The sequence below is a fragment of the Vibrio sp. 704 genome (assembly GCF_033339295.1).
Window position 1 is genome coordinate 92,375 of sequence record NZ_JAWOUH010000005.1, and the last position, 24,056, is coordinate 116,430.

Here is a 24,056-nt window from a genome sequence, read left to right on the forward strand (position 1 = left end):
TATCCGTTATTTTATTGCGTCCAGTAGGCGTTGTTATGACGAATCATAGCGCGAAGATCGTGTACATAGGCGATGCCACGTTCAGAATAGGCTAGCAACCCATGCGTTAACTCTGACGCGGTTGCGACCGTTAACAAGCCCTTGTTCTTTTCAGCCAGAGATGTTCTGATTTCACGCAGGTCTGCATACGCTGGGTTTCGATTAACGTTCATAAAGTAGCCATGAACAGACTGTTGTACAGAATCGAATTTTTCAACTTCATGAACTTTGTTAGCGCCACGTTGCGCTGGAACAATTCCACAGCCCTTTTTATAACACCATTGGCCGAACAAGTTGTTTGCTTGAGTAGCAAAACGAGAAGTGCCCCACGCAGATTCATTTGCCGCTTGAGTTAGAACCAAGGCTTCAGGTAAGACGTTCACTCGCACAAGCATCTCATCTAGCCACGTTTGATCAATCTTATCGTTACTCAAGGGCAACGAATACAGAGATGATAACCGCTGAGCATACTCTTGTTGTTCTTGCGTCACTTGTCCCACCTTTAAAGAGGTAAGAAAGGCCCGCTCATGACGAATTCGTTGATTCTCAAGAGCAATTTTAGGCCTTAAAAAATCAAAAAAAGCAGCTTTTTTCTCTTTCGTATCTTTTATTGAATTGAAGTCTGGGATATCACCGATGTATGGCAAGTGTGATAAATCGACATGCTTAATCTTGCCAGAGAGTACGTCAGGATTTTCCACATATTTAAACTGTTTCTCGTAGTGTAAATATGGGCCTATAGAAATGAAAGTGGCGGCTATACAGGTTGCCGCCACTCGTAAACTTATTGATTTCAAAGAATTAGGCATCAAACACCTGTGAGTTACCATCGTGATCATTATCGTTTTTCTGTGTTGTAACGATCTTAAGCTTAATTCCAAACATTTCGCGGTAGAGTATGCCTTTCAAATGGAAGAAGAATGGCAGCACAAAAATCAAGCCAATACCGTAGAACATTGCTGCAATAATAAACATTAACATCACGCCTAAGTAAAGCCCCGCGACCACAAAAATCTTCTTGTTGATTGCGCGAAGTGATAACAGCAACGCTTGCATTGGTGGCACCCTTTTCTCACAAATCAACAAAATAGAGTGACTAAATGCCAAGGAAAGATACAGCGACAGTAAAGGAAAAATCATACCAACCACACCTTGTAGCATTAAGCTCATGAGCGTTGCTAGAATAACAGGAATGGTGAACTGCAACCCCTTTCCAACATGGCGCAACTTAGTCTTCAGGCCAGCGACATGGCTCATAGCCATCAAGCTGATCCCCGCATAAATTGGTGCGCTAATCACCTCATAACTGAAATTCGCGACATAAATAGAAGACACAATATCGTTTGTGAACGACTCTGGGTTCTCAAATGCATCAAGAATAACGCTCAAATCGCCCAACTGCAGTTTTAATGCAATATAGAAAATACCTAACTGGACAAAAAGCAATACAATAATGGCAGGAGAAAATGATAAAAAGTGCTGGATGGTTGCTCGCCAAGCTTCGTTAAAAACCGCGCCAGCTTTAAGCTCGTAGTTGCCAGACAAAGCTCGCTCTACACTCCCCCCAAGATTGAAATCTTTCTCAAAATCGTCGTTCATAGTTTATCCAAGACTAACTTGTAAAATTTTGACTGGAATTCCAGTCAATTAATGTAATCGTCATTATAAAGAAATCTTTCCACATCTAACATCACAACTCACCTACAATCCTTGCAATCTCAACTGTATGGTTGATAATTAACCACTTTCAAGGTCATGAAATTGAAACAATTGTTGAACAAAGTTTAGTGCTATCAAACTGTGTCTAGATGCCAATTAATCTCATAAAAACAGTATGGTAAGGAATGATGGCTTTTTCCTGCAAAATTATTTCTGTTTCAAGATAAGAAAATGCTTTAATTTCACACTTTTGGTGATTATGATGCGCGCCTCAAAAGTGAATGGTTAGTGTCACATCAGCTGGGATAATCCCGGCTTGAACGTGGGGGAAATACAGACGTTGAACGCAAAACCGCAAGCAGGAAAGCCAGTTATTCGTTTATCTGGTATTAGTAAAAGTTTCGATGGTAAGGAAATCATCGGTAATTTAAATCTGGATGTTAATCATGGTGAATTTCTGACGATTCTCGGGCCTTCTGGTTGTGGTAAGACAACAGTTTTACGCATGATTGCAGGTTTTGAAACGGCAGATAACGGTCAAATTATTTTGGATGACCAGGATGTAACACAGGTTCCTGCAGAGCAAAGGCACGTCAACACGGTATTTCAAAGTTACGCATTGTTTCCACACATGACCGTATATGAGAATGTCGCTTTTGGTCTTCGTATGCAGAAAACGCCTACTGCGGACATTGAACCACGAGTAATGGAAGCGCTACGCATGGTGCGCCTAGAAAAAATGGCACAGCGTAAGCCTCATCAGCTTTCTGGTGGTCAGCAACAACGTATCGCCATTGCGCGTGCGGTTGTTAACAAACCAAAAGTACTGCTGCTAGATGAATCTCTATCTGCACTTGATTACAAACTGCGTAAGCAAATGCAAATCGAGCTTAAACAGCTTCAGCGTCAACTTGGTATTACCTTTATCTTCGTTACGCACGATCAGGAAGAAGCCCTATCGATGTCTGACCGCATTATTGTTATGCGCGACGGTGTTATCGAACAAGATGGCTCTCCACGTGAGATTTACGAAGAGCCGAAGAACCTATTTGTTGCTCGCTTTATCGGTGAGATCAACGTATTCAACGCAACAATGCTAGAGCGTATCGACGAGAAACGTATCCGTGCAGAAATCGAAGGTGTCGAGTCTGTTGTTTACTACGATCAGGAAGCGCAAGCAGGTGAAAAACTGCAAGTACTACTTCGCCCAGAAGACTTACGTATCGAAGAGATCAAAGAGTCTGAAGAAAAAGGCATCGTAGGTCACGTAACAGAGCGTACCTATAAAGGTATGACGCTTGATTCAGTTATCCAATTGGATTCAGGCATGCGTGTAATGGTTAGCGAATTCTTTAACGAAGATGATCCTGATGTGGACCACTCACTTGGCCAGAAAGTCGCTATCACTTGGGTTGAGAGCTGGGAGGTAGTCCTCAATGATAAGCAAGAAGATTAATCTTCAAAACGCGATCATTACCTTAATCGTCGGTTGGTTAACACTTTTCGTGTTGGTACCAAATGTGATGATTATCGGTACGAGTTTCTTAACGCGTGATGAAGCAAACTTAATCGAAATGACATTTACTTTCGACAACTACTTACGTCTACTCGATCCCTTGTATGCGAAAGTGCTGATGCACTCGTTCTACATGGCGATTGTGGCGACGTTGTTGTGTTTAGTAATTGGTTACCCATTTGCTTACATCATAGCGAAAATGCCAGAGAAATGGCGCCCATTCATGTTGTTTTTAGTTATCGTACCTTTTTGGACAAACTCTCTTATCCGTACTTACGGCCTGAAGATTGTTCTGGGTACACAAGGTATTTTGAACAAATCATTAATGGCGATGGAAATCATCGATAAGCCATTACGTATTATGTACACCGAAACAGCAGTAATGATTGGTCTTGTGTACATCCTGCTTCCATTTATGATTCTGCCGCTTTACTCGGCAATCGAGAAGTTGGACAACACTTATATCGAGGCGGCGAAAGATCTTGGTGCGAACAAGTTCCAAACCATTACGAAAGTGATTCTACCTCTTACAATGCCTGGCATTATCGGTGGTTGTTTGTTGGTTCTGCTACCAGCACTAGGTATGTTCTACATCTCTGACCTTCTTGGTGGTGCGAAGAACCTACTGATTGGTAACGTTATTAAGAGCCAAGTATTGAACGCTCGTGACTGGCCATTTGGTGCTGCGACCAGTATCGCCCTCACCTTCGCAATGGCTGTGATGCTTTACGCTTACTACAGAGCAGGCAAACTATTGAATAAGAAAGTGGAGCTAGACTAATGGGACGCACAGTTAGATTTAGCTTTATGGCGCTGGTGTATGCATTTTTGTATCTGCCAATCATCGTCTTAATTGTTAACTCATTTAATGCCAACAAATTTGGTATGAAATGGGGTGGTTTCACCACGAAATGGTACGAAACCTTAGTAAACAACGATAGCCTAATGCAAGCTGCATGGCATTCATTGAACGTAGCGGTATTCTCAGCGACAGCAGCAACCATCATTGGTAGCTTAACGGCCGTTGCCCTATTCCGTTACTCGTTCAAAGGTAAGGGTGCGGTAAACGGCATGCTGTTTGTCGTGATGATGTCTCCAGATATTGTAATGGCGATTTCATTACTTGCTCTGTTCCTGGTATTGGGCGCACAGCTTGGCTTCTTTACACTATTGATTGCTCACATCACCTTTTGTCTACCATTCGTTGTGGTAACTGTATACAGCCGCTTAAATGGCTTTGATGTGAAAATGTTGGAAGCAGCAAAAGACCTTGGTGCAAGCGAGTGGGTTATCTTGAAACAGATCATCCTTCCTCTCGCTAAACCAGCGGTTGCCGCAGGTTGGTTATTGAGCTTTACCCTGTCTTTGGACGATGTGATCATCAGTTCGTTTGTAACGGGTCCAACATACGAAATCTTGCCATTGAAGATTTACTCCATGGTTAAGGTGGGCATTTCACCGGAAGTGAACGCCCTAGCAACGGTGATGTTGATTGTTTCTTTGGTCTTGGTAGTAATTTCTCAGTTGCTAGCAAGAGAAAAAGTGAAGTAGAATCCGCACCCGTTAACATCACGAAACAGAATGGTTACATGCCATTCTGTTTTTCTATCTATCGTCCAAAATTGGACAACGTTTGGTTTGGAGCTAACGTCAATGAAAAAATGGGCTACTCTATTAGCTGGTAGTGCATGTGCGCTTTCTCTGTTCTCTGGTACAGCGGCAGCGGATGATAAAGAATTAGTATTTATGAACTGGGGTCCTTACATTAACAGTAATATCCTAGAGCAATTTACTAAAGAAACTGGCATCAAAGTAATCTACTCGACTTACGAGTCGAACGAAACTTTGTATGCAAAGCTAAAAACTCATAACCAAGGTTATGACCTAGTAGTACCTTCAACGTACTTCGTAGCGAAGATGCGTGACGAAGGCATGCTACAAAAGATCGATAAGACTAAGCTGAAAAACTTCGGCAACCTAGATAAAAACTACCTAGACAAGCCTTACGATCCAAATAACGACTACTCTATTCCACACGTTGTTGCGATTACAGGTCTAGCGGTTAACGCGGACATGTACGATCCAAACGACTTCCAAAGCTGGGCTGACCTATGGAAGCCAGAGCTTGAAGGTCAAGTAATGCTGATGGACGACACTCGTGAAGTGTTCCACATTGCACTACGCAAGCTGGGTTACTCAGGTAACTCTACGGATCCAAAACAAATCGACGAAGCGTACGCAGAGCTACAAAAGCTAATGCCTAACGTTCTAGTATTCAACTCTGACAACCCAGGAGCACCATACATGTCTGGCGAAGTTGGTGTTGGTATGCTTTGGAACGGTAGCGCCGCAGCGGCACAAAGTGAAGGCCTAAACCTTAAACTCGTTTTTCCTAAAGAAGGCGGTATCGGCTGGGTTGATAACTTCGCTATCTCCTCTGGTGCGAAGAACGTAGAAGCCGCTCACAAGATGATCGACTTCCTACTGCGCCCAGAAATCGCAGAGCAAATCTCTCGTGATACTGGCTACCTAACGGCGGTGGAAGAATCGAATGCTAAGTTTAAAGACGTTGCCCCGCTGTTCCCTTCTCAAGAAGACCTTGACCGCGTTGAATGGCAAGATGCGGTTGGTGATCTAACCGTTAAATACGAAGATTACTTCCTAAAGCTGAAAGCGGGACAATAATCTAGCTTGTGTAACAAGTCATCAACCATAGGAAAATAGGCAGCAATACGCTGCCTATTTTTGTCTTAGGCTGATATAATCGCGCGTTGCTAGGTTTATTTGTCTTGGTATCATAGATTTATCGTCTCATAACAAGGAGACAACGATATTCAAGCTAAATGAACATATTTGTGCTTACTGCGATTTGGCTCAACTTGATAACTCCAGCTAGTATTGACTTGTCCAATCGCGAAACAAAACGGAAAACAAATGAAAAGTAAATTCTACGCAAGCGCTCTATGTGCAGCGACGCTCATCGCTACCCCTGCAATGGCTGCTGATCAAGAACTGTATTTCTACAACTGGTCGGAATACATTCCAAACGAAGTTCTTGAAGACTTTACAAAAGAAACCGGAATCAAAGTTATTTACTCTACATACGAATCTAACGAGAGTATGTACGCAAAACTAAAAACTCAAGGTTCTGGTTACGACTTGGTAGTACCGTCTACCTATTTCGTCTCTAAAATGCGTAAAGAAGGCATGCTACAACAGATCGACAAAGAGAAATTATCTCATTTTGCCGATCTTGATACTAACTTCCTAAACAAACCGTTCGATCCGAACAACAACTACTCTATCCCATACATTTGGGGTGCGACCGGTATTGGTATCAATGCTGACATGCTAGACAAGTCATCGGTTTCTAAATGGGATGATTTTTGGGATAGTAAGTGGGAAGGTCAACTAATGCTGATGGATGATTCTCGCGAAGTATTCCACATTGCATTGACTAAGCTTGGTTACTCACCAAACACGACTAACCCAGAAGAAATCAAAGCCGCTTACGAAGAACTGAAAAAGCTAATGCCAAACGTATTAGTATTTAACTCAGACTTTCCTGCAAACCCTTACCTTGCGGGTGAAGTTTCACTAGGCATGCTTTGGAACGGTTCTGCATACATGGCTCGTCAAGAAGGTGCGAACATCGACATCATCTGGCCAGAAAAAGGCACTATCTTCTGGATGGACAGCCTAGCAATTCCAGCTGGTGCGAAGAACGTTGACGCAGCTCATAAGATGATCGATTTCCTACTACGTCCTGAGAACGCAGCTAAGATTGCACTTGAGATTGGTTATCCTACGCCAGTTAAAACGGCACACGATCTGCTACCGAAAGAATTTGCTAATGATCCAAGCATCTTCCCACCACAAGAAGTGATGGACAGCGGTACTTGGCAAGATGAAGTTGGCGAAGCGAGCGTAATGTACGATGAGTACTTCCAAAAGCTAAAAGTGAACAACTAATTCGTTAGTTTTAAAGATATGAAAAAGCGGCTCATGAGCCGCTTTTTTGTTCTTAATGACAAGACAAAAACTCTTCCTGTTGAAGTTATTACGCTCTTTCTTTTCCTTCTAGAGCCAGTATCTCGTCAACTAATTTTGGAACCTCAACGCTTGCTTTTCCGTAGCGTTTTTCCTCAAATTCACTTTCTACCGCACTAGGTTCTAGGTTAATTTCAATGGTATGTGCGCCGTGCATTTTTGCATCATGAACAAAACCTGCTGCGGGATACACAACGCCAGAAGTCCCAATAGAAATAAACAAATCTGCTTCTTCTAATGACGCGTAGATATCACCCATTCGTAGTGGCATTTCACCAAACCAAACAATATGTGGTCGCATTTGTGAAGGGATCTGACAACAGTGACAAAGCTCGCCGGTCTTAATGTCCTCATTGTGCTCTACTACTTGGTTAGATTCACTACAGCGGGCCTTGAGCAACTCACCATGCATGTGAATCACATTCTGACTGCCGCCTCTTTCGTGAAGGTTGTCTATATTTTGAGTGATGACCGTCACTTTACCTTCTAACTCAGCCTCTAAACGACCTAATGCTTCATGCGCTGCATTAGGCTTTATCGCATTATCTTGAAGTTTCTTGCGGCGTTGGTTGTAAAAATCTTGAACAAGGTCCGGATCGCGAGCAAACCCTTCAGGTGTTGCTACATCTTCAATACGGTGATTCTCCCAAAGGCCATCTTGCGCACGAAATGTTTGAATACCAGATTCGGCCGAGATACCTGCACCAGTAAGTACTACAATATTTCTATAAGGGAAATTCATAACTCATCCTTGCTGTTTTTTCATTAGCTTAACACTGAAAGAATAGCAACAGTAGTAATATGGATTAGACCATGGTCGTAATGGTCACTATTAGAATTACAATTTAAGAGGAACAGCAATGAGACAAGTATCTCTAACGTTTACATTGCTTCTGACTTTGGCAGGCTGTCAACTTACCAATGTTGAAGGCGAAGTCGATGATGTAAAGGTAAGAGTCAGCACCAATGATGATGACCATCGAGGTAATGGTAATTTCTGTCCTCCGGGCCAAGCCAAGAAAGACAATTGCTAAAAGAGCGGCTTTATGCCGCTCCCATATTGGCCTCAATCCTCGTTGGTCGAAGATATTTTATGAATGGCTAGGTCAGCGCCATTGAATTCGTCTTCTTCTGAAAGCCTCAGTCCCATACTGGTATTAATCGCACCGTAGACTACAAGTGCACCAAGCGCTGCGATGGAAAGGCCCAAAAGCGTTCCTAGAAGCTGAACGATAATGCTCACGCCACCTAGCCCACCCAATGCGCTTTGACCAAAAATCCCAGCGGCAATACCACCCCAAGCGCCACATACACCGTGTAAAGGCCAGACACCTAGCACATCATCAATCTTGGTTTTGTTTTGTAGGTGGGTAAAAAGATAAACAAATAGCACGCCAGCAATCGCACCTGTCACTAAAGCACCGATAGGATGCATTAAGTCTGAGCCCGCACATACAGCAACCAAGCCAGCTAGTGGGCCGTTATGAATAAAGCCAGGGTCATTCTTACCAGCCAACAGTGACGCGACAATGCCCCCGACCATTGCCATCAATGAGTTCATAGCCACCAAGCCACTTATGCCTGACACAGTTTGAGCTGACATGACGTTGAAGCCAAACCACCCCACACATAAGACCCAAGCTCCCAAAGCCAAAAACGGAATATTCGAAGGTGCAAAGTTGGTGTGCTTTCCTGCTCGAACTCTGCCTTTTCTCATGCCCAAAAACACGACGGCAACAAGCGCTATCCAGCCGCCAACACCATGCACAACGACTGAACCTGCAAAATCGTGGAAGCCATAACCAAAGGTATTTTCAAACCAAGCTTGAACACCAAAGTTTCCGTTCCAGATCATTCCCTCAAATAGTGGGTATACAATACCGACAGTGAAAAATGTTGCGATTAAAATCGGATAAAAACGAGCTCGTTCTGCGATACCACCTGAAACAATAGCGGGAATCGCTGCAGCGAAGGTCAGCAAGAAAAAGAACTTCACTAACTCGTAACCATTGCCTTGAGATAATGTCTCAGCATCAGCGAAGAAGGTGCCGCCATAAGCGACCCAGTATCCAATGAAAAAATACGCGATGGCGGATATACCGAAATCGGCCAAGATTTTAACTAAAGCATTAACTTGGTTCTTTTGGCGCACGGTTCCTACTTCAAGAAAAGCAAAACCAGCATGCATCAAAAAAACCATGATTGCGCCAAGTAGTAAGAAAAGTGTGTCGGAACTTTGCGTGAGAGTTTGTACAGCGCCGTGTACCTGATTGGCAGTTACACTCATTATGATTGTCTCCGTTGATCTGTAGCGCACTTATCCTGTGCATCAAAGTTAGGCTCATCACCAATTTGGTGAACTTAATTTATAGAGCGTCTAACAGAGCAATTCTCATTCCATAATTTATATTTCTAACACTTACGCTTTAATTTATTGTTTTGTATGAACTTTAATAAAATTACGTATTCTTGAAATGGTGTTTAACATGCTAATAAATGCACCAATATGGTTTTAGTGCACCAACACAATGCGCACTATATGGTTCAACAAACAGCAAACTCTCTACCATAAACGTAAAAGCCACCCCATGAGAGGTGGCTCATATACGGAATTGCTAACTAAAGGGGTTTATCGAGTGATCTTCCCTGCTTTTACATCTTCTAACCAACGTCCTTCGACAAGATATAGCGGAAGCTAACTAAGCAGCAAGGTTTAAAATCTCTCTATAGGATATAGTACGTTATATTTAGGACTAGTACTTGCAATTCTGCAGCTCCCATACAACATCGCTTTAAAACTCTTCTATATCTGCCTCGTCGATCCTACCTTTTTTGAGTGTCTTTAAAGCTTTTTCTGAAACTACAAGTCTATAGTCTTCAGCTATCCAAAAATCATCCTTTTCCACACTACCTACTACCTTCAACCAATAGAATTTAGGCAATTGTATTCCTGGATATAGTTCGCCAAATTGCTCAGATGTTGATATCTCCACATCACTCAGTTTGTAACCTGTTAAATTTGCTGATCCAATTTCTTTTGCTAATGACTCGGTAACAATGTAGCACGGAAACGTCGCCAGTAAATCATCTCCCAACCAACCATCAAATTGATAGTGTAACTTAAACACTTTAGGTGGATGAGTTGATGTATCAAGTAAAGAATGCCTTCCCAATCCACCACTAACCTCAGGTTCAATATAAAAATACATGTGCTCCTCCGGACTAATTATCTAATAGGTGGGTTGAATTGTGCACCAAACATATCATCAATTTCTGTCGCCTTATCAAGTAACTGTTGCTTATTCGGGTTAGGGTTCTGCCGATAAAACTTGTCCCACTCTTTCCTGATCTTACTCAAATGAAGTTTAGAGTTTACTTCTTTTGGTATCCCACGCAAATTTTCAAGAGAGTGCATTTCGGATTCCTTTATTATCCCTGGGTATCGCTCACGAACTTGTTGCTCGACTGCATGATGAACAACCACTTTTCCTTCCGTTAAAGGGTTGGCTTCAAAGAACGTTTTTCTATAATTTATAGTTGTAGACTCACCAAATTTAGCTGATTCGTATTGGCCAAAAACATAAGTCACTCTAGATTCTTTGCGCGGGTGTAAAAGAACAAACTCCTCAATCCCAACAACATACTGCACTTCGTGTCTGCTGCCATCTGAGTGATTAATATGACGATAAAAAGTAATCTCGTTCTTCTCGCAATCAATATGGTCTAAATCGTATTCATATCGAATAAGATTTTTACCTTTGGGTTTTCGGATTTTGACTTGCGAGCGAACGCCATCTTCTCCGACGGATGATTCTTTTGCTGCCTCTAAAATCTGATCGCAAACCTCTTGGGGGACATCGCTTTGCGCCTGATACTCTGCCAACATTTGACCCAAGCGTTTTAGCCCTTCTTCACAAAGGAAACCTGTTGGATCAATCCACTGGATAGGGTTGACTGCATATTGGTAATGATTAATACCACCAGCAATAGATATCGGATCTTGTTGGATAAAACGTCCTAGTTTAGGATCGTAATACCGAGCGAGGTTGTAATGTAAGTTGGTTTCTTGATCGAAGTACTGCCCTTGAAAACGCAGTGGATTTGCTACATTTTCAATATGTACATGAGCAAAGCCGTTAGCATCGTAGCTGGCACTCCATACAACATTCCCCTCGCAATCGATCAGTCGCTCTGGTTTACCAACTTGATCGCACTGGTACCAATAAATAACGTCATTTTCTAGCAGTGCCACTGGCGTGTAGGTTTCTGGTTGATATAGGTACCAACGGAAAGCACCTGAAGAGCGTTCACCAATTAAACGTTCACCTTCCCACAGGAACTCCGTAACGCCTTGTTGTGTAATTTTCTTCGTTCTGCGCCCTAATGCATCATATTCATATTGACTGATGCCATCGTCGGTGTGAACTTCAATGAGCTGATTTAACGCATCAAATACGCGAGTCTGAACGTGTCCTTGCCCCTCACGTTTTGTCTGATTTCCTTGCGCGTCATATTTGAACCTGACACCATCGTGTACTTCAATACGATCAGCGAATACCTCTGAAGTTGGCAAAGTAGGATTGCCAAAACTATCGTATTCAAATTTAGTCACATCTCCGGAAGCATTGACTCGTTTAAGTTGCCCTAAGGCATCGTACTGATAGTGTGTTGCTCCTGCCGTATTATCAATGATTGATGAAATACGGTTTTGCGCATTGTAAACGTACTTTTTCTCTCTATCTGGCCAATGCTGTTCAACCAAACGACCAACACCATCATAAATGATGCGCTCATTAAAATATGCCGTTTCAATTTGGGAAACTCGTCCCATTTCATCGTAATGAAATTTGATTTGAGGTAAATCTAGGTTTCCAAACCGAATCGCTGAAAAACGCCCATATCGATCATAAGAGAAGTTCAGCTCCGTATTATCTGGCAGTACCTGAGATACGCGTTGGCCAACTCTGTTAAACTCCTGCGTTATCTCAAACTGGCCTTGAATGCGCTTTGTTAAATGCCCGAATGAAGAGTATTGGTATTGCAATGTGTGATGGCGATTGGATGCGAAAGTAAGTCGCCCACCAAGCGTATAATTGAAGTGGTTCTCTACAATACTGCTACCATTTCCTGCTTTGACGTGCTTGAGATAACCCACAGCGTCATAGCGATACAGCACCGTCCTATCGGCGACTTGCTTACGATGGATTCGCCCCATATGATCATAATCAAATTGGCTTTGTAGATTATCAAACCCGACAGTTCCTGACAGCTGGCCTTCATCGTCATACAGGAATTCGAACTCTAAGCCGTCACTCCGAACTAATTTAGTCAGGTTACGTTGTTGATCGTATTCGTAAGAAATATGGCTGCCATCGGGAAAGATGACTGCTTCTTGTTGCGCGAGTGCTCCCCATTGATACGAGGTAATGCCTGCTGGCGTTCGAATCTGAGCAACACGGCTGTGCTCATCGTAAGAATATTCTTCGCTATAACCGACTTTGTCTTCGTCGTTAAAATAACGAACTGATGTACGCCTGCCAAATTGATCATAAGCGAGTTGAGCAATACACCCATCGGGATAAGCAACGCCATTCACTAAATCTTCTTCATTGTAGCTATAACGAAGTAATGTACCGTCTATTTCATTCGCGATAAGTCTTTGTTGTTCATCCCACCACCACTGACTTTTCTTACCATCTTCAGACTCTTTTTTGACGACTTGACCGTGTTTATCGTAATCATATTCCGTGACACAGCCGAACTGATCGGTATCCCAAACTCTTTGACCGAGGCTATTGTAGTAAGCCTTCTCGATATCCCCGTCAGGTGAAACCGTTTTAACTAACTTACCTAAGCCGTCATAACCATATTGAATTTCTTTGCCAGAGGAATGAAACTTAGAAACTAATTGACCATGCTGATTATATTGATAATTGACCGTTGACTGATCAGGATAGATAGCTTGCGCTTTTCGCCCTAATTCATCATATTGCCATCGCCAAGTTCTACCTGTGGGGCTTATTTTCTCGAGTAAGTTACCCTGCTCGTCATGCAAGAAAGACCATTGATGATCTAACGAGTCAGAATAAGAAGAGTGATTTCCTTGATAATGGAAGCGATAGTCATAAATTCCTGCGTCCCCAACGTTTCTGATGCATTTCGCTTTTGCACCTTCGCCATCCCATTCAAAATAATGAGTAAAGCCAGTTGGTCGTACACGTTTAACAATTAAATGCCCGCGGTATTGATACTGTTCCTTTAAGCCTAAATGATTAGTTGCACTGACCAAATCATCGTGCTCATCATAGGTATAAGTTGTCAGAACTTTTTGGGACTTTGCATTTAGCAGTTCTACAAGGCGTCCTTGCTTATCATATTGACATTCAAGAACCGGACGCTTGTTGTATGCAATCTCGATCAATCGATGGTTTCGAGAATACTGCAGTTGAAACGTTGAAAACGTGCCATTTCTGACTTGTTTAACAACCCAACGATCATCTTTCTGTTCAAATCGATATTGATGCCCACTAGCGAGCGTCACGATCCGAGTTGCTGAATTTAGGAAATAACAGCTCGCACCAGCGTATATCTGGTAACTTGTTGCTCCAATATCTACTGGCTCAAATTCTGTGATATCGGCCTTATCGTCAACAAACTCCCAAGCGATAACATTGTCTTTCTCGTCCGTCTTTTCGCGTAATTCAAACTGAAATGCATGTCGCCAACCAAAGCCCATTCCATGATTTACATCCGACTGCGAAGAGCGGTAAGTACGCTGCCAAGTAGTACCTTGTTGTAGCTCGATATCATAGAGTTCGAGAATTTCTTCACCCGTCACAAGTGATACAGGATCACCGGCTTTCTCATGTTTTTCGCTGCTTTGTTGCTGAGGCTTGGCGGATGCGGCACTTCTGCCACTCTTTTTATTCGACTTCCCCTTTCCCTTCGATGGTTTTGCATTGACGGTATTTTGAGTCGGTGGAGGCGTAACCGCCGACGAGAGTGCGTAGTTTTCGCCGGTAGGTACAATTCGAGCGACATGCAAGTCACCGTTCACCAAAGCATTGGCAAACGTTGAATTATAGTGTTGGGAAGTAAGCTCACCGTCAGGTATGTTTGGCTTGAATTGACCAATCGCATAGAACAAATCCTCGACATAGCGAAGGTCAAGCTCACCAAAGCTCTCAAGAAACTCTATTGCCTCTTGTTTGGTCACGAATGTTTTAGGTTCGCCGCTAGTAAGTAACTGACCAGAGAAGTGATAACTTTCGCCAAAGCGATTCGTGATAGGAATGACGAATTGAGGGATCATAGCCGTAACGTGTTTGTCCTTTTCTTACCTTGCCGCATCATTTAATGCTCGTTTCGCTCTTTTTATTTGTGAGAGCAAGATGCCTTAATCAAACATCCTCCGATAGAGATTCCTCTGTATGCGTAGACTGAATGTATTGATGGCAATTTTCACGTATGCAACTCTTTGAATTTCTGAGCGCAGCGTACTTTAACGGGACGATGAATCCTGAGTAAATGAACAATAGCGTGAGTGAGACTAATGTCTCATCGTGACGCGATTTTTTTACATGTTTCTTACTTAACTATGATTTTCTGCCCAGTTACGTAAATTCACTCAATAAGTTGCATCAAGTATCACCACTGCGACTCAACGCTTCATATTTGAGACAAAACAGCAACAAAAAAACCGCCTATTACGGCGGTTTTGCTTAAAGAATACTGATTAAAGGTTTGGACCTGTCGATGGTCTGTGTGGTTGGTTATTGAGCAGTTGCTGCATCCCTTGAAACATTCGCATAAACCACACCAAGATGGCTAATGCAGCAAACACCATCCCTACCCAAGGAATAAAGTAAGCGATGGTTTCAAGCAAAGTACTATGCAACCAATAATCACTCACGCCAACGAGTACACCGTTAGAAGTCGCGACGGTGACGATCAACACAACAAAAAACGTCAGGTAGAGAAAGAAGGTGCGAATTAAACCGTAGTAATGAGAAATCACTACGTCGCTGTCTTCTCCCTTATCTAATCGGTAACCCGCATAGATAATTGCGATAACGCCTGAGATCAGAAACGTAAACGGGGTCAGACAGCTCAGGATGTACGCAACCCAAATCCCGTTATGAGGTTTGTTCATTCGCTTTCGCTCCTTTTACTTCCGTTTGTGCCGTATCTGTTTCACCCATCGCTTCTTTGGACTTCACTTCCTCATACCAAAGATCGTGATGCTCTTTCGCCCATGTTTCATCAACTTCACCTGTCACCATGCCTTCTAGCGCACCTTCCATACCGAATAGACCAATATAGATGTGGAAGATAAAGCCACAGATTAGAATCAGCGCCGAAATCGCATGAACTAAGTTAGAAAGCTCCATGTCACGGCGAGTTTGGCCAAAGATAGGAAAGTCCAGAACTAAGCCACTCACTGCCGCGATAGCACCAAAGAAGATTAACAACCAATAGATTGCCTTCTCACCACCGTTTGAGAAACCAGCTGACGGATGTGTGCCTTTGTGTTTACCAACCATGCCGCCCATTTTCATAAACCAACGAACATCTGTCATGTTTGGAATCGACTTGCGCCACCATTTAAAGAGCACGAGCATCAGTAAAATGAAGAACAATGGTCCCATGTAATTGTGGTACTGCTTCGCCAACATGACGATAAAGCCCCAGAACTCAGTAGGAACGTACGGTTTTAAGAAGTGCTTACCGTAAACCAGCATCAAACCACTGAATGCCAGCGTTAAGAATGTAAACGCCATACTCCAGTGAAGCGCGCGGTCTAAACGAGACCAACGCTTCATTTTTTTACCAGTACGCGGCTTGCTAAGCATCAAAGGACCAACGAATACGTAAGCCATGATTACCATTGCAATACTGCCGAAAATCGCGACAGCACCAGCAGGAGACATCCATTTCTCTTTTAGAATGTACCAAGTCTCACCAGGTTTACTGATCAATACGCCATGTTCTGGCGATTGAGACGTGGTGTAGCCTTCTTGCCCCTCTCTGACTTCGCGCCAATAGTCTGCCCCGGCGAGTTGCGTGATCTCCTGTTGAATAACTTTAGAAGATTGTCCCTCTGCTGAAGCAGGCATTGCAAAAGACAGCAGCAATGCCGTCATCATTGACAACATTGCTAGAGATGCACGTTTAAGCGTGTTTAACATGTGCCTCTCCTTACTTAGCTTTTCGTCGCATCGTAAGAAAGATCGTTTCCGTCTGTCCAACCTGCGTTTTTCGCGCCGCGTTCTACCACACGTTGACGGAAAATGTCAGAGACTTTCTCTGCGTCACCCGCAAGCAGCGCTTTGGTTGAACAAAGCGATGCACACATCGGTAACTTGCCTTCTGCGATACGGTTCGCACCGTATTTTTGACGTTCTTCCTCAGAGCCAGGCTCTGTTTCTGGGCCGCCCGCGCAGAAAGTACATTTATCCATTTTGCCACGTTCACCAAACGCCTCTTGTTTAGGAAATTGAGGTGCGCCAAACGGACAAGCAAACAAACAGTAACCACAACCGATACACAGATCTTTATTGTGAAGAACGATGCCGTCTTCGGTATGTTCGAAACAATCAGCTGGACAAACTGCCATACAAGGCGCATCGGTACAGTGCATACAAGCAACAGAGATAGAGTTTTCACCAGCTTCACCGTCGTTTAGTGTTACCACGCGGCGACGTTGAATGCCCCATTCAAGCGCATCGTCGTTTTCGTTCTTACATGCAGTAACACAGCCGTTACACTCGATACAGCGTTTGGTGTCACATAGAAATTTCATTCGTGCCATTGTCAGACTCCTTACGCTTTACGAATGTTACATAGGGTTACTTTGGTTTCCTGCATCAAGGTAACCGGGTCGTAACCGTAAGTGGTTGCCGTGTTAGCCGATTCGCCAACAACGTAAGGTTGTGTACCTTCTGGGTATTTAGGGCGTAGGTCTTCACCTTCGAACTTACCGCCAAAGTGGAACGGAATGAACGCCAAACCAGGTTTCACACGACGTGTTACCATCGCTTTCACCTTGATTCGTCCTTTCTCTGCACCTTCAACCCAAACATCATCACCATCTCTAAAGCCAAGATCGTTCGCGTCTTTCGGGTTCACTTCAACAAACATTTCTTGTTGAAGCTCGGCAAGCCAAGGGTTTGAACGCGTCTCTTCACCACCACCTTCGTATTCAACCAGACGGCCAGAAGTCAGAACGATTGGGTACTCGCCCGATTTGTCTTGCTCTTGAATGGATTTATACAACGTAGGAACACGGAAGATTGCATCTTTGTCTTCCCAAGTTGGGTAATCCGTTACAAGGTCACGACGTGGTGTGTAAAGTGGTTCACGATGCAGTGGCACACGGTCTGGGAACGTCCAAACAATCGCACGCGCTTTCGCGTTACCAAATGGAATACAACCGTGCTTGATCGCGACACGCTGAATACCGCCAGAAAGGTCAGTCTTCCAGTTTTTACCCTCTGCTGCCACTTTCTCTTCAGCAGTTAAGTCGTCCCACCAACCAAGTTGTTTCAACAACTTGTCAGTGAACTCTGGGTAACCGTCTTTGATTTCACAGCCTTTCGAATAACTGTCTTCTGCAAGAAGGCTCTTGCCTTCAAATTCCACACCAAAGCGCGTACGGAAGTTACCGCCACCTTCTGCAACCGTCTTAGACGTATCGTACAGAATGTGTGTACCTGGGTGTTTCATTTCTGGTGTGCCCCAGCATGGCCAAGGTAGACCATAGGTTTCACCGTTGACAGGGCCACCTTCCGCTTCCAATGTGGTTTTGTGGAACGTATGCCAGTTTTGTTGGTGCGCTTTCAAACGCTCTGGGCTTTGGCCTGTGTAACCAATCGTCCACATGCCTTTGTTGAATTCACGCGTTAGGTCTTCAATCACCGGCTGGTTGTTTTCAACACGGATGTTTTTGAACAGAAGATCGGAATAGCCCAGTTTCTTCGAAAGCAGGTACATGATTTCGTGGTCTGGTTTTGATTCAAACAAAGGTTCAATCACCTGATCACGCCATTGTAGAGAGCGGTTAGATGCGGTAACGCTGCCGTGTGTTTCAAACTGTGTTGTTGCAGGAAGCAGGTAAACGCCGTCGGTACGGTCGTTCATTACCGCAGCAACCGTTGGGTATGGGTCCACAATCACCATCATGTCCAACTTCTGCATCGCTTTTTTCATCTCAACACCACGTGTTTGAGAGTTCACTGCGTGTCCCCAGTAGAACATTGCACGGATGTTTTCGCGTTGACGAATGTTGTCTTTGTTTTCCAGTACACCATCAACCCAACGAGATACAGGAATACCTGCACTGTGCATTGGTTTCTGACCGCTATAAGCGTTGTCATCGAAACGACCTTTGATCCATTCGTAATCGATTTCCCACACTTTTGACCAATGACGCCAAGCGCCTTCAGAAAGGCCGTAGTAGCCCGGTAGCGTGTCAGAGAGCACGCCAAGGTCGGTTGCGCCTTGTACGTTATCGTGACCACGGAAGATGTTTGCACCGCCGCCTGATTTACCAATGTTTCCAAGCGCTAGCTCAAGCACACAGTAAGCACGTGTGTTGTTGTTACCAGTAGTATGCTGAGTACCACCCATACACCAAACAATACAGCCCGGGCGATTTTCAGAAAGCAGTTTTGCTGTTTGGTAAACGTCTTCTTCGCTTACGCCTGTTACGCGCTCAACTTCTGCTGGCGTCCATTTCGCCACTTCAGCACGGATCTCATCCATACCGAATACACGTTGACGGATGAACTCTTTATCTTCCCATTGGTTTTCGAAGATGTGCCACAACACACCCCAAATGAATGCTACGTCAGAACCAGGACGAAGTGAGACATAGTGATCCGATTTTGCTGCCGTACGTGTACGACGAGGATCCGCTACGACGATCTTACAGTTGTTCTTCTCTTTTGCGATCAGAATGTGCTGCATCGCTACTGGGTGTGCTTCAGCTGGGTTTGAACCAATGAATAGCATCGACTTACAGTTGTGCATGTCATTGAAAGAGTTGGTCATCGCACCGTAACCCCAAGTATTCGCTACACCCGCCACGGTTGTTGAGTGACAAATACGCGCTTGGTGGTCAACGTTGTTCGTACCCCAAAGTGATGCCATTTTTCGGAACAAATACGCTTGTTCGTTGCTATGCTTTGCGCTTCCCAAGAAGTAAACCGAATCAGGGCCGGACTCTTTACGGATGTCCATCACCTTGTTACCGATTTCTTCGATCGCTTGATCCCAAGAAAGCTTTTTCCACTTACCGTTTTCAAGCTTCATTGGGTATTTAAGACGGCGCTCACCGTGGCCATGTTCACGCAGTGCTGCACCTTTTGCACAGTGACCACCGGCGTTAAATGGGTGGTCGAATGCAGGCTCTTGACCCGTCCAAACACCATTTTGAACTTCTGCGTAAATACCACAACCCACTGAACAGTGAGAACAGATAGTACGTTTTACTTCTGTTTTCGCTTCTGGATCGACTGATTTTGCTTGCGCTTTTTTCATCATTCCCGGTGCGAATAGACTAGCACCAACCACTGCGCCACCAGCGGCAAGCGAAGTGTTTTTCATGAATGCACGACGAGATACGCCAAGCTGGTTCGTTTCTTTGCTCACACTGTCGGAGCGTTTGACAAGTTTCATCCGTTATCTCCTAAAGTGTGTCGTAGTAATCGCGAATGTGTTGAGTTTCACGATACCCTTTCTTCTTCACGTCGTTTTCAGAAGGCTCAACCGTTTCTGAAGCAACGGCCACTTTCGTGGTTCCCGCAACAACAGCACCGGCAACGGCAGCGGTTGTGAAGCCTTTTAGGAGATCCCTACGGCTTGTGTTTATTTCTTTATTATCTTTCATCATTGCTTCCTTACCTTACGGTAGATCTTTGGAGACTCATGCCTCTCTATCGATATGACCAAGTACTGCTCGATTACTCGTAATCAGTGACGTTTTTCACATCAATTTTTAATTTGTTCTTACTGCTTTTGGTGTTCACGCTAAAGCGGACTTGCTCTAACGTTAAAAATGCATCGCAAAGCTGTGCAGCTGGCTTGTAGAAGTTCACGCTTTCGGCGCTCTCTAGTTGGCGCGTAAAAGATTGGAACCAAGGAGCAATGTGTTTGTTAAACACCGCTTGTTGAAGTTCTTCCTCTTCACCTGTCAGCATTGCCATCACTTCGCACAGTGCAGAAATATGGTCTTCAGGCTCTTTCACGTTCTCTTCTCGTTCGATGCCTAAAAGATCCAAATCGCGACGAATTTCCGCTAACGGTTTTTCCATCATCGAGCCAGTGCGATGCCAAGATCCGAATGGCACAACTTCACCACGTCCAATGCCAATAAACAGATCTTGATATTCTTCTTCTAACGCTTCTCGCTGCGCTTCGTTCGCGGCTTGTTGCAGTGCGAGCCAAGCTTTTTGCATCGCGCTCTCAGACGGTTCAATTTCTAGCGATTTCAGGAACGCCAGCATTTCATCACTAGGCGCACTACGAAAAAGTGCAGATAGAACGAGATAAATGTCTGTTCTCAGTGTTTGTTCTTGTTGTGTGTCCACTGCGAGCTCCTAGTATTTTAATTGTTTCATTGGGTCTTCTGCCATCGACTCAAACATGTCGATCACACGGCAGTCTTCACACATCGCGATACGATTGATCGCCGCTTCATCAGAGAAATGAGAGTGACCGCGTAACTTGTTTTGTAGCATGTCGATCATCGATTGCGGAGCAAAGGGCTTGTGACAACGAATGCACTCGGCTGCCTTTTCTTCATGAATCACAACCGCTTTCTGGCGTTCTTCTTTCACCCAGTTCATACGAGGAGTAAGCGTCAGCACTTTCTCTGGACACGCTTTCTCGCACAGCCCACATTGAATGCAGTCTTGCTCGACGAATTTAAGCGACGGAGATCGACCGTCCGTATGCAATGCACGTGTTGGACACACCGCCACACAGCTCATACACAACGTACAACCTTTACTTTCACAAGAGACTGTGCCGTAAGGTGCGTTCGCTGGAAGTTCAACAATGTTCTCAACTGGAATACGTGATGCGGACAACGCATCCAACGCCGTAAATAGACGCTGACGTTTGTTGCCTTGCAAGTCTCCTAATGCCAAATCAAAAGACTCGGTACAAAGTGTCGGAGCACCTTCACGTAGTGACTCTAGATACAGAATGTCGATGGTTTCATTGGCGATACCAAGCTGACCGAGCAGCTCTTGAGCAATACCTACTTCGCTATTAAGCACACGAATAATGGTTTGAGGCATAAAACGTGAAGCCGCAAACAGCACCTGAGTAGCACCATTCACAAGCGCGGCGAACCAAGTATCAATACCAACCGAAGGCAGTTCTTCCACCACAATTGGAATCACATTATCTGGCAGTGCTTTTAGTGCCATCACGTTGTAGCTCTCGTGGCGAGAACTGCAAATCAATACGATAGGATCTAAACCACCCGCTTGCTCATAGTTGGCGAGCGTACGTTCAATAAACTTTTGCGTATCTTCAGGGTTTGGCAGTGCGTAATGAATCGCTTCTGTCGGACACGCTGTAGCACAAGTACCCACGCCTTGACATAGGTATGGGTTGATCTCGATGCGATGGCCCGTTTTGTCGCTGCCTTCACTCGATAGTGCCCCTGCCGGACAAGCATCCACACACCGTTCGCAACCTTTTACGCCACGAGAGCTGTGTGCACATAAATCGGTATCTAAACGGAAGAATTTCGGTTTATCGAACGTCCCCATTAAGGTTGGAATCTCTTCCAACGCTTCAGCCAGTTTCGGATAGCCACGACCTACTGGGTAGTAGCCCGGTACTGGGACTTCTTCCGACATGCAGCTGTTAAGGCAAAGATCGAGTACGATATCGAAACAATCGCTATTGATCGCGACCTTGGCAAGATTGTTGGTCGAACCATGATTTTCAATCAGAACTTCAAACGTACCTAAGAACCCTGAAACCTGAACCGAATTGGCGTAATAAAGCTCGGGATTTGTGCCCTTTTCGCCATCGGTAGAAAGCAGCGTTAGGCTGTTCATTTGCGACAATTGCGCTGCCGCACTTTCGATGATTGCTGTTGGGCCCACAATCAAAGTATTACCACCGCTTTCATAGCTTACGGTTGGTGGAATAAGATTGGTCAACTCTACGGTATTTTCGAAAGCGTACAGCCTCGCTTTACCGTTATTGGAAGTTGCTTGTTCTAATAATTGTTTCAGCATTGCTCAATTCCATTTATGAACATGGATAGTCTTTTCCATCTCTTAGTGTAGTTAGCGCCGGAGATTCTGCTGATTAACTTATCAATGAGCATTCTTATTCCGCCATCTATAGGCGATGAATACTACGCAGTGCGTCCGTACTAACTTCAACCAGATTGGTATTGAGCAACAGATAGCAAGTGTCATGCCAATAAAATATCAACTAAAAATCAATAGGTTATCAATTTTACTGACAAATAGTAGGGATAAAAAAACCGGTTGAGACATTTTGTCTCAGCCGGCTCATTGAGTGTTTAGTCAAAATGTACCTATTCTTTGTGTGGTATATTTTGTCTCACCTCGTTAGGCTGTGATTCTTCAGCAAAAGTATCACTTTCGCCAGGAACTGTATTTATATACAGTTCATTTTCATATTGAGTAATTTGGCCACTTTTGTCGGTGTTTGACTCTGCGTCTTCAACTACCCCAGATGCGATATCGTTAACGTTAAGCTCAGACCCTTGCGCAGTTTCAGCGTCTGGTTCGTCTTCCACTTTGTCTTTAACCCAATCACGCAGCGTCTCAGCGACGTCTTGAGAAAGTGACTTTAAGTTACTGTAATCATCATCGTAATCGTCTAGGCCGTCACGCACGTTAAATTCTTCGGACAAGAACATTTTGCGCAGCGCAGCTTTCTTGACGCTTTCTGAGGCTTCAGAAACCAGCAGTTGCGCCACAGACATTTCTTCGGTTTTTTCAGTCTCTACACTCGCGGTAATGTCTGGAGCCTGACTATCCTCATTGACGTTCAAAGCATCTGAGCTTTCGTCAGCGTTTGAAAGCGCTGTGACACTATCTTCGGATTGCGCCGTCTCTGCTATCGGCGTGATCTCTTCATCATGTTGGGAAGATTCTTCTAACTTACGTTTCGACCAACGGCTTAAAAAACTAGTTGCCATTTGCTCTGCCCGCTCCTTTGCGTTTCTTACGTCTTACTTCTAACAACTCACCGTGGCGACCGATAAAGGCTTCCATCCAAGCCTGAACGGCTAACGGCATATCGTTAGATAGTACAAGGTTATCACCATCCATATATTGCGCCGCAACAGATTGTGAAGCCGTCAGTAACTGTATCGCTGGTTTTTCACCAGACTCGACGTTATCCATCACTAAAAAGAGTTTAGGTTGCAGAGAGCTTAAGTTAAAGCGGTAGTCTGTACGTTCATCTTTATGTAATTGCAACGGACAAACATCTGGAGTCTCTTCCGTCGGATTCAGCGCAAATCCTGTCAACTGCCATTGGGTTGTCACCCAAATCCCTGTACTGATCTCATGCTCAACAAGCTCTACGCCGATTGGCCATGTATCCTCAGTCTTTTCGTAATTTTTTTCGAAATCTTTCTTATCCGACATAACTCAACCAGTCTTTCTATTTTTGGTCTGAAAACACACAGGACATTTTGCCCCCGTTTTCGACCATTTTTATTGTCTTCGAAGCAATAAACGCGCCAAGCTGATATAACTTAGTCTATATACTCCCTCAGGCTATAAGT

At 44.2% G+C, this 24,056-nt stretch carries 21 protein-coding genes; 6 read left to right on the forward strand and 15 right to left on the reverse strand.

The genetic code is table 11. The features are described from left to right. Nucleotides 1–11: 11 nt before the first annotated feature. Together R7R24_RS10005 and R7R24_RS10010 are read right to left on the reverse strand one after the other, a co-directional pair. Entirely contained in the window at nucleotides 12–848 is an 837-nt protein-coding gene (locus tag R7R24_RS10005; RefSeq protein ID WP_025766642.1) for a glucosaminidase domain-containing protein, read from the reverse strand. Continuing rightward, complete coding sequence (locus R7R24_RS10010) at nucleotides 841–1,638, reverse strand: hypothetical protein (protein ID WP_005389175.1); 798 nt, start codon at nucleotides 1,636–1,638, stop codon at nucleotides 841–843. The genes R7R24_RS10005 and R7R24_RS10010 overlap by 8 nt, the downstream gene beginning before the upstream one ends. Before the next feature lie 400 nt (nucleotides 1,639–2,038). Here R7R24_RS10010 and potA point away from each other — a divergent pair, with 400 nt between their 5' ends. The 5 genes from potA to R7R24_RS10035 all read left to right on the forward strand — a co-directional run bounded on the left by potA (nucleotide 2,039) and on the right by R7R24_RS10035 (nucleotide 7,186). Continuing rightward, the gene (gene potA / locus R7R24_RS10015; RefSeq protein ID WP_017634901.1) at nucleotides 2,039–3,154 is read left to right on the forward strand and encodes a spermidine/putrescine ABC transporter ATP-binding protein PotA; all 1,116 of its coding nucleotides are present in this window, start codon (nucleotides 2,039–2,041) and stop codon (nucleotides 3,152–3,154) included. Next, nucleotides 3,135–3,995, forward strand: coding sequence for a spermidine/putrescine ABC transporter permease PotB (gene potB / locus R7R24_RS10020; protein ID WP_005377512.1), 861 nt, complete (start codon nucleotides 3,135–3,137; stop codon nucleotides 3,993–3,995). Before potA ends, potB begins: the two co-directional genes overlap by 20 nt. Then, a complete protein-coding gene (gene potC, locus R7R24_RS10025) occupies nucleotides 3,995–4,765 on the forward strand; it encodes a spermidine/putrescine ABC transporter permease PotC (protein ID WP_005389180.1) in 771 nt (256 codons plus the stop codon). The genes potB and potC overlap by 1 nt, the downstream gene beginning before the upstream one ends. 102 nt (nucleotides 4,766–4,867) lie before the next feature. Beyond that, entirely contained in the window at nucleotides 4,868–5,899 is a 1,032-nt protein-coding gene (locus R7R24_RS10030) for an extracellular solute-binding protein (protein WP_054579293.1), read from the forward strand. Nucleotides 5,900–6,148: 249 nt separating this feature from the next. Then, a complete protein-coding gene (locus R7R24_RS10035) occupies nucleotides 6,149–7,186 on the forward strand; it encodes an extracellular solute-binding protein (RefSeq protein ID WP_005377521.1) in 1,038 nt (345 codons plus the stop codon). Nucleotides 7,187–7,274: 88 nt separating this feature from the next. On the opposite strand, the gene cobB is transcribed toward R7R24_RS10035, so the two are convergent. Next, nucleotides 7,275–8,006 carry a Sir2 family NAD+-dependent deacetylase gene (gene cobB / locus R7R24_RS10040; protein ID WP_005377522.1) on the reverse strand — a complete coding sequence of 244 codons (732 nt, stop codon included), beginning with the start codon at nucleotides 8,004–8,006 and terminating at the stop codon, nucleotides 7,275–7,277. Between the two features lie 118 nt (nucleotides 8,007–8,124). Here cobB and R7R24_RS10045 point away from each other — a divergent pair, with 118 nt between their 5' ends. Beyond that, on the forward strand, nucleotides 8,125–8,298 hold the full coding sequence (locus R7R24_RS10045) for a hypothetical protein (protein ID WP_005377524.1): 174 nt from the start codon (nucleotides 8,125–8,127) through the stop codon (nucleotides 8,296–8,298). 32 nt (nucleotides 8,299–8,330) lie between these two features. On the opposite strand, the gene R7R24_RS10050 is transcribed toward R7R24_RS10045, so the two are convergent. From R7R24_RS10050 to R7R24_RS10105, 12 genes are all read right to left on the reverse strand, one after another. Continuing rightward, nucleotides 8,331–9,551 (reverse strand): ammonium transporter, encoded by a 1,221-nt coding sequence (locus tag R7R24_RS10050; protein ID WP_017634904.1) that lies wholly within the window; start codon nucleotides 9,549–9,551, stop codon nucleotides 8,331–8,333. 505 nt (nucleotides 9,552–10,056) lie between these two features. Then, nucleotides 10,057–10,473 carry a hypothetical protein gene (locus tag R7R24_RS10055; RefSeq protein WP_021486723.1) on the reverse strand — a complete coding sequence of 139 codons (417 nt, stop codon included), beginning with the start codon at nucleotides 10,471–10,473 and terminating at the stop codon, nucleotides 10,057–10,059. A 17-nt stretch (nucleotides 10,474–10,490) separates the two neighbouring features. After that, complete coding sequence (locus R7R24_RS10060) at nucleotides 10,491–14,576, reverse strand: RHS repeat-associated core domain-containing protein (RefSeq protein WP_224721308.1); 4,086 nt, start codon at nucleotides 14,574–14,576, stop codon at nucleotides 10,491–10,493. 423 nt (nucleotides 14,577–14,999) lie between these two features. After that, nucleotides 15,000–15,416, reverse strand: coding sequence for a membrane protein (locus R7R24_RS10065; protein WP_005377532.1), 417 nt, complete (start codon nucleotides 15,414–15,416; stop codon nucleotides 15,000–15,002). Continuing rightward, on the reverse strand, nucleotides 15,400–16,452 hold the full coding sequence (locus R7R24_RS10070) for a formate dehydrogenase subunit gamma (protein ID WP_054576888.1): 1,053 nt from the start codon (nucleotides 16,450–16,452) through the stop codon (nucleotides 15,400–15,402). Before R7R24_RS10070 ends, R7R24_RS10065 begins: the two co-directional genes overlap by 17 nt. A gap of 14 nt (nucleotides 16,453–16,466) precedes the next feature. Then, on the reverse strand, nucleotides 16,467–17,075 hold the full coding sequence (fdh3B, locus tag R7R24_RS10075; RefSeq protein ID WP_005377536.1) for a formate dehydrogenase FDH3 subunit beta: 609 nt from the start codon (nucleotides 17,073–17,075) through the stop codon (nucleotides 16,467–16,469). 11 nt (nucleotides 17,076–17,086) lie between these two features. Then, entirely contained in the window at nucleotides 17,087–19,942 is a 2,856-nt protein-coding gene (locus R7R24_RS10080) for a formate dehydrogenase subunit alpha (RefSeq protein ID WP_005377539.1), read from the reverse strand. Nucleotides 19,943–19,952: 10 nt separating this feature from the next. Beyond that, the gene (locus tag R7R24_RS10085; protein ID WP_005377542.1) at nucleotides 19,953–20,153 is read right to left on the reverse strand and encodes a twin-arginine translocation signal domain-containing protein; all 201 of its coding nucleotides are present in this window, start codon (nucleotides 20,151–20,153) and stop codon (nucleotides 19,953–19,955) included. Nucleotides 20,154–20,226: 73 nt separating this feature from the next. Beyond that, nucleotides 20,227–20,853: a molecular chaperone gene (locus R7R24_RS10090; protein ID WP_017820684.1), complete on the reverse strand. Its 627-nt coding sequence runs from the start codon at nucleotides 20,851–20,853 to the stop codon at nucleotides 20,227–20,229. A gap of 9 nt (nucleotides 20,854–20,862) precedes the next feature. Next, complete coding sequence (locus R7R24_RS10095; protein ID WP_191116140.1) at nucleotides 20,863–22,524, reverse strand: 4Fe-4S dicluster domain-containing protein; 1,662 nt, start codon at nucleotides 22,522–22,524, stop codon at nucleotides 20,863–20,865. A 308-nt stretch (nucleotides 22,525–22,832) separates the two neighbouring features. Then, entirely contained in the window at nucleotides 22,833–23,462 is a 630-nt protein-coding gene (locus tag R7R24_RS10100; protein WP_053307092.1) for a DUF3306 domain-containing protein, read from the reverse strand. Further along, nucleotides 23,452–23,916, reverse strand: a complete 465-nt coding sequence (locus R7R24_RS10105; protein ID WP_017634910.1) for a DUF3305 domain-containing protein — start codon at nucleotides 23,914–23,916, stop codon at nucleotides 23,452–23,454. Before R7R24_RS10105 ends, R7R24_RS10100 begins: the two co-directional genes overlap by 11 nt. Nucleotides 23,917–24,056 lie beyond the last annotated feature (140 nt).